This window comes from Pseudomonadota bacterium (genome assembly GCA_030860485.1).
Lineage (GTDB): Bacteria > Pseudomonadota > Gammaproteobacteria > JACCXJ01 > JACCXJ01 > JACCXJ01.
Window position 1 is genome coordinate 1 of the sequence record JALZID010000030.1, and the last position, 5,661, is coordinate 5,661.

Annotated in this window: 3 protein-coding genes and 2 pseudogenes; all 5 read left to right on the top strand. The window is 63.4% G+C overall.

The window, feature by feature from the left end; all coding sequences use genetic code 11:
- The 5 genes and pseudogenes from M3461_01360 (at position 1) to cas5e (ending at position 5,531) form a co-directional block, all read left to right on the top strand.
- Positions 1–1,029 (top strand): IS110 family transposase, encoded by a 1,029-nt coding sequence (locus M3461_01360; protein MDQ3773118.1) that lies wholly within the window; start codon positions 1–3, stop codon positions 1,027–1,029.
- 489 nt (positions 1,030–1,518) lie between these two features.
- Positions 1,519–3,047: pseudogene (casA, locus tag M3461_01365) on the top strand (type I-E CRISPR-associated protein Cse1/CasA).
- A complete protein-coding gene (gene casB / locus M3461_01370) occupies positions 3,044–3,508 on the top strand; it encodes a type I-E CRISPR-associated protein Cse2/CasB (GenBank protein ID MDQ3773119.1) in 465 nt (154 codons plus the stop codon). Before casA ends, casB begins: the two are co-directional and overlap by 4 nt.
- Positions 3,505–4,821 carry a type I-E CRISPR-associated protein Cas7/Cse4/CasC gene (gene cas7e / locus M3461_01375; protein ID MDQ3773120.1) on the top strand — a complete coding sequence of 439 codons (1,317 nt, stop codon included), beginning with the start codon at positions 3,505–3,507 and terminating at the stop codon, positions 4,819–4,821. The genes casB and cas7e overlap by 4 nt, the downstream gene beginning before the upstream one ends.
- Positions 4,822–4,866: 45 nt before the next feature.
- Positions 4,867–5,531 (top strand): annotated as a pseudogene (cas5e, locus tag M3461_01380) (type I-E CRISPR-associated protein Cas5/CasD).
- Positions 5,532–5,661 lie beyond the last annotated feature (130 nt).

Genomic DNA, 5,661 nt, shown 5'->3' on the forward strand with positions numbered 1-5,661 from the left:
ATGAACAGTACGACAATCGGGTTGGACATTGCAAAGAGCGTCTTTCAGGTCCACGGGGTGGACGCGAAGGGTAAGGTAGTGCTTCGCAAGGTGCTCAAGCGAGGACAGGTGTTGGCGTTTTTCGCCAACTGGACACCGAGCCTCATCGGGATGGAAGCCTGCGCCGGGGCGCATTACTGGGCGCGGGAGCTCGGGAAGCAGGGGCATGAGGTCAAGCTCATCAGCCCGCAGTTCGTCAAGCCCTACGTGAAGGGAAACAAGAACGACGCCAACGACGCGGAGGCGATCTGCGAAGCCGTCGGGCGTCCCAATATGCGCTTCGTGCCGGTGAAGAGTGCCGAGCAGCAAGACGTCTTGGCGCTTCACCGGGTGCGCAGTGGGTTGGTGAAGGAGCGCACCGCCCAGGCCAATCGGCTGCGCGGCTTGTTGGGCGAGTACGGGATCGTCATCGGCAAGGGCTTGGCCCAGCTTCGCAAGCGCTTGCCGGAGATCTTGGAGGACGCCGAGAACGACTTGAGTGACTTGGTACGGGCGTTGTTCGCCGATCTGCACGGGCGGATCTTGGCGCTCGACCAGCAAGTCGCGGCGTACGGGGTCAGGCTCAAGGTACTGAACGAGGCCAACGAGGTGTGCCGAAAGATCGGCCAGGTGCCGGGAGTGGGGCCGATCACGGCGACGGCGATGGCGGCCTCGCTTGGCGATGGTCAGGCCTTCGAGACGGGGCGGCAGGTCTCGGCGTGGCTCGGTCTCGTGCCCGGCCAGGATTCGAGCGGCGGCAAGCCGAAGCTCTTGGGCATCAGCAAGCGCGGCGACACCTATCTGCGCACCCTGCTCATCCATGGGGCACGCGCGGTGGTGCGAGCCGCCGCCAAGAAGCATGACGCCCAGAGCCGCTGGATCAACGCGTTGGTGCAGCGGCGCAACGCCAACATTGCCGCCGTGGCCCTTGCCAACAAGAACGCTCGGGTGATCTGGGCGCTCTTGAGGTGGGGTGAGGACTACCGCGCACCCGTATCTGCCAATGCTTGAGCCCGTCCAGATAATCCGATCCGTACCGCATGTCCGTGATCCCGCACCGGGACGGTACGTCCTAGCGCCGGCAGGGGCTACCGTCCCTGGCAGTGGATCCCGGCCATTCCCTGGCCGGGATGACGATGGATAGCCGAGGTCTATCGATGTGGTTCAAGATGACGAAGGAGTAGTACACGACACGACGAGCGTATTCACAAGAGTCACTTTCCACCCAGTTGCGGAGCATTTCATCACGATGGCAAACCGGTCGGACCGGTGTTTTCAGAAATCCGTTCATCCCAGGGGCCTTCGAGGCCGGTAGGCTGATTGAGACGAAAGCACGCGGAAATCCATCAGGGCCAGAGGCGACCCAAGGCCTCACCAACTAAGGCCGGATATATGGGAGCAACTGCGCTCACCGACCGCTGCCATCAACGAGCGAGATGCTTGCAAATCGGAGGAGTCCATATATGCAAATCGGAGGAGTCCATATATGGGGTGAGATAGGTGGACCTGCTCACGGATCCTTGGATCCCGGTCCGGGCCGACGGTGGTGCGGGGCCGTTCCGGTTGCTGACCTACCCGGGGCTTCTCTGTCAGGAGGGCACCTGGCAGGTGTGCGTGCCGCGCGACGACTTGGAGCTCGCCTGTGTGCAACTCCTGGTGTGCATGACGCAGGTGATGTTTCTGCCCGAAGACGACGGCACTCTGCGCGCGCGTTTGCGTGCACCGCTGACCCCCGAGGAATTCGCCGACGGGGTCGCGCCGTGCACGCAGTGGTTCGACCTCGACCACGCGACCCAGCCCTTCATGCAGTCGCGCGGGGTGAAGGGCGAGTGGACAAGCGTTCAGAAATTGCTACCCGGCCTGCCGGAGAAAACGAGTACGTCCGCTTCGGCCCATTGTTTCTTCAACGAGGTCTCGGAGGTCCGGCAGATCGGCGGGCCGATCGCGGCCATCGCCCTCTTCAACCAGGCGCCAATAGTCCGAGCTTGGGCGGGGGATTCAAGGGTACCTTGCGAGGTGCGGCCCCCATCACCACACTCGTGGCCGGCAACGACCTGCGCAAAACCGTCTGGCGCAATGTCCTGACGCTGTCGCGGGTTCGTGAGCGATTGCCTGGCTATGATGTGGATTTCACCCGAGATCAGCCAACCTGGGTCAGGCCCATGAAAAGACAGGAAACCGTCCACTGGAATGAGATCGGCCTGGTGCGCGGCTTGTTCTGGCAGCCGGCTCGCGTAGAAATGCTACGCGCGGACGAGGTGTCGTCCTGCGACCTCTTGGGGACAGAGCAGCAGGCGGTCTACACAGGGTTTCGCAAGGAGAAGTTTGGCTTTACCGTGCCGGTTCTGTGGCCGCACCCCCATGGTGCGATGACCGCCGGCACGAAGAAGGGTGCTCTCGAATGGAAGTTCGCAGGATTTAGGACCACGGCCCCGGCTTGGACGCTGCTATCCGAGTTCGTGGTGCCGCGGAGGGTCGACGCCCCAGACGCCAAAGAAGGGTCCACGCCGGCCGGGCCCGTGGCCCAAGCCGATGCCATCGGAAAGGGCGGCTTGCATCTGTTGGTCGGTGGCTACCGGGTCAAGCAGTCTGCGGTGGAACAGCGCCGGCACGAGCTCATGAGCCTCGCCCAGGGCTGGAACGACGACAAGAAAAGGCTTGAGAAACTTGTGGACCTCGGCAAGAAGGCGAAGTCCGCGCTGCGCGGCAGGCTCTATTTGGCCGTCAAAGGAGACAAGAGCAAGGGACTGAAGGGGATTGGCGCGGACATCCACGAAACGGGTGAGATGCTGTTCTACGCCCATACCGAAGCGCTCATTCACGAGACGTTCGACAATGGGAAGACGTTCGGGGGGTGGCAGGTCGCAAGGGCCGAGTTCGCCCGGGCGCTGGCCGAAACCTGCCGGTCGATCTTCGAGGAACTGACGGGTCCCTACGCCTTGAAACCGGAGCTGATCCCGGTGATCGCCTGGGCGCGGCGCAGCCTCAATACCGCGCTCGCCAAACTCATGGAGGAAACGAGCACATGACCCCTCAATCCCCCGACGCGTCGTACTTCCAAAGGCTGTGGGACCGCTACAAGGCCTTCACCCCCGGCCAGAAGGCCGAGCTGCTCCGATGCGCCGAGCTCGATGACCTCACGCTGACCCCGGCGTTTTATCGCCTCTTCCCCGGCGAGCGGCCGGATCAGCGCCACCGGCGCTTGGCCTTCCTGCTCCCGTGGTGTGCGCACCGGCCACAAGCCAGGCCGCTCGCCACCCAGCTCGCCGAAGCCAAGGTTGCCGAAGCGCGCATCCTACAAGTGGCACGTGCGCGGTCACCCCGCGACAACCTCATCCAGCTACGCCGGCTCGTGATGCACATCAATCCCGAGGTGGACTGGACCGATTTCGGGCGCTCGCTGTGGTTCTGGGGCCAGCGGGCCAAGCGCCGCCTAGTTGAAGATTTCTATCTCGCCCGATTGAGCCCCAAGAAAGGAGACCAGGCATGACCGCTAAGAACTTCGTCAACTTCCACATCCTCATCTCCCATAGCCCCTCGTGCCTCAACCGCGACGACATGAGCATGCAGAAGACCGCCATTTTCGGCGGGCGAACGCGGGTCAGGATCTCCAGCCAGTCTCTGAAGCGCGCCATGCGGACGAGCGACTACTACCGAGCCAACCTCGGCATACCATCGTTCCGCACGCGCAACCTGGAACGCGCCAAGAGTAAGCTGATCGAGGACCTTCGCGATGAGTTCGATGCGGAATTGATACGCGACGCAGCAACACGGTTTGTAAGCGAGCAGCAAGAAACGGCGGACGAGGATACCGACGACGAGAGTGAAGCAGACGATACCGCAAGCGATACGAAAAAACGTCCCGTGGCCCCATGGGTGGTTTCGGAGATACGCCAAATCTGCCGGGTGATCCGCGAAGTTCGAGATGAGGGACTCACCGATAAGGAGCGAGACACTGCCTTGAAGAAAGTCGGCACGACGGTCGGTAAAGGGAAGAACAAGCATAAGCTGGGCGAAGCCGACTGCCTCAAGGCGGCGCTGGACAAGAAGATTGCCAAGGGGCTCGACGCTCAGCTCACGATGCTGCGAGCGGCGATCGGCTCGGCGGTCGACGTCGCGCTGGCAGGACGCATGGCGACGAGCGGTATCATGCATCCCGTAGACGGTGCGCTGGCGGTGGCCCACGCCCTGACCACGCATGCCGTAGAACCGCAGGACGTGGACTGGTTCACTGCCGTGGATGACCTGGTTGAGGGGGCCGGCGAGACCGGCGCCGGACATCTCAATACCCAGCAGTTCTCGGCCGGCGTGTTCTACCGATATGCGAGCCTTAATCTCAAGCAACTCCAGGTGAATCTCGGGCTTCTCTCCGGAATGGAGACCGACGAGACGGCGGAGTCGCGCAAGCGGGCGCTCGCGATCGCGAGGCACGTGCTCCACATGCTGGCCACGGTGGTGCCCACGGCCAAGCAGCAGTCGCACGCCGCCCATAACCCGGCGGACTTCGCCATCGTGGGTTTCGCGGATCTCCCCCTATCGCTCGCCAACGCCTTCGAGAGACCGGTGGAGCGGGCGCGCGAGGGCGGCTATCTCGGACCCTCGATGCTGTCGATCGCCGACTACTGGCAGCGGCTGGACACGGCCTACGGGCTCGACGAGCGGGCGGCGGCGTTCTGCTTCGACGATACTCCTTGCCAGGAGGAGGCGAGGCGGGAAAAGGGCCGCCGGTGGCCCGGGAAGCTGCCGCGGTACCAGCGGTTAGCCGAATTGGAACGCTGGATCGAGAACGACGGCCAGCCGTAGGGAAAGACCATGCCCAGGTTCCTGATCTTCAAGCTCGACGGGCCCATGCAGGCCTGGGGAACGCATACCTATGAGGCGTTCCGCCCCTCCAGTCTCTTTCCCACGCGCAGCGGGCTGCTAGGTTTGATCGCCGCCTGCCTGGGCCTGGAGCGGAGGATCTCCATGGCCTGGAGCGACTGGCGGCGAGCATCGAATTCACGGTGCGCGTGGATCGCTCCGCACCCCGGCTCGAACGGGCGGATAGCGACCGGGCGGCGTGGCCTGACCCTAAAAAACCGGCGATCAAGCTGCGCGACTTCCACACGGTGCTCGCCGCCCGCAAGGTCGATGGCTCCCCCATCAAGAAGTACCCCGTCGTCTCGCGGCGGGAGTACCTCTATGACGCCGCCTTCACGGTGGCCGTGGGTGAGCACCCCGGCGCTTCCGTGAGCTTGACGGCCATCGCAGAAGGGCTTCGCCGGCCGCGTTATACGCCCGTGCTCGGACGCCGCTCCTGCCCGCTCGCGCGGCCGCTGTTTGCGAGTTGGCAGGAAGGCCCTGATGCCAAGGCGGCGCTGGATGCGGTGCCGCCTTCCAGCGGGCTGATCTATGCCGAGGGCGAGGGGCTCACTAGCCCGCGTCTCATGCACATCCGTGACGTACCGATGCACGGACGGCAGCGCAAGTTTGCGACTCGGCGGGTCTATGTCCACGGGCCTAAGGAAGACTGAGATGTGGGAGCCTCTAAAAATTGTGATGAAAGCCTATACTGCCGCGGCATGTTACAAGGGATTTCACTATCCAGGCCGATTTTGGAGCAGCATCAGGGATCTAGATCGGCCTTTTTGAGGGGATCATCCC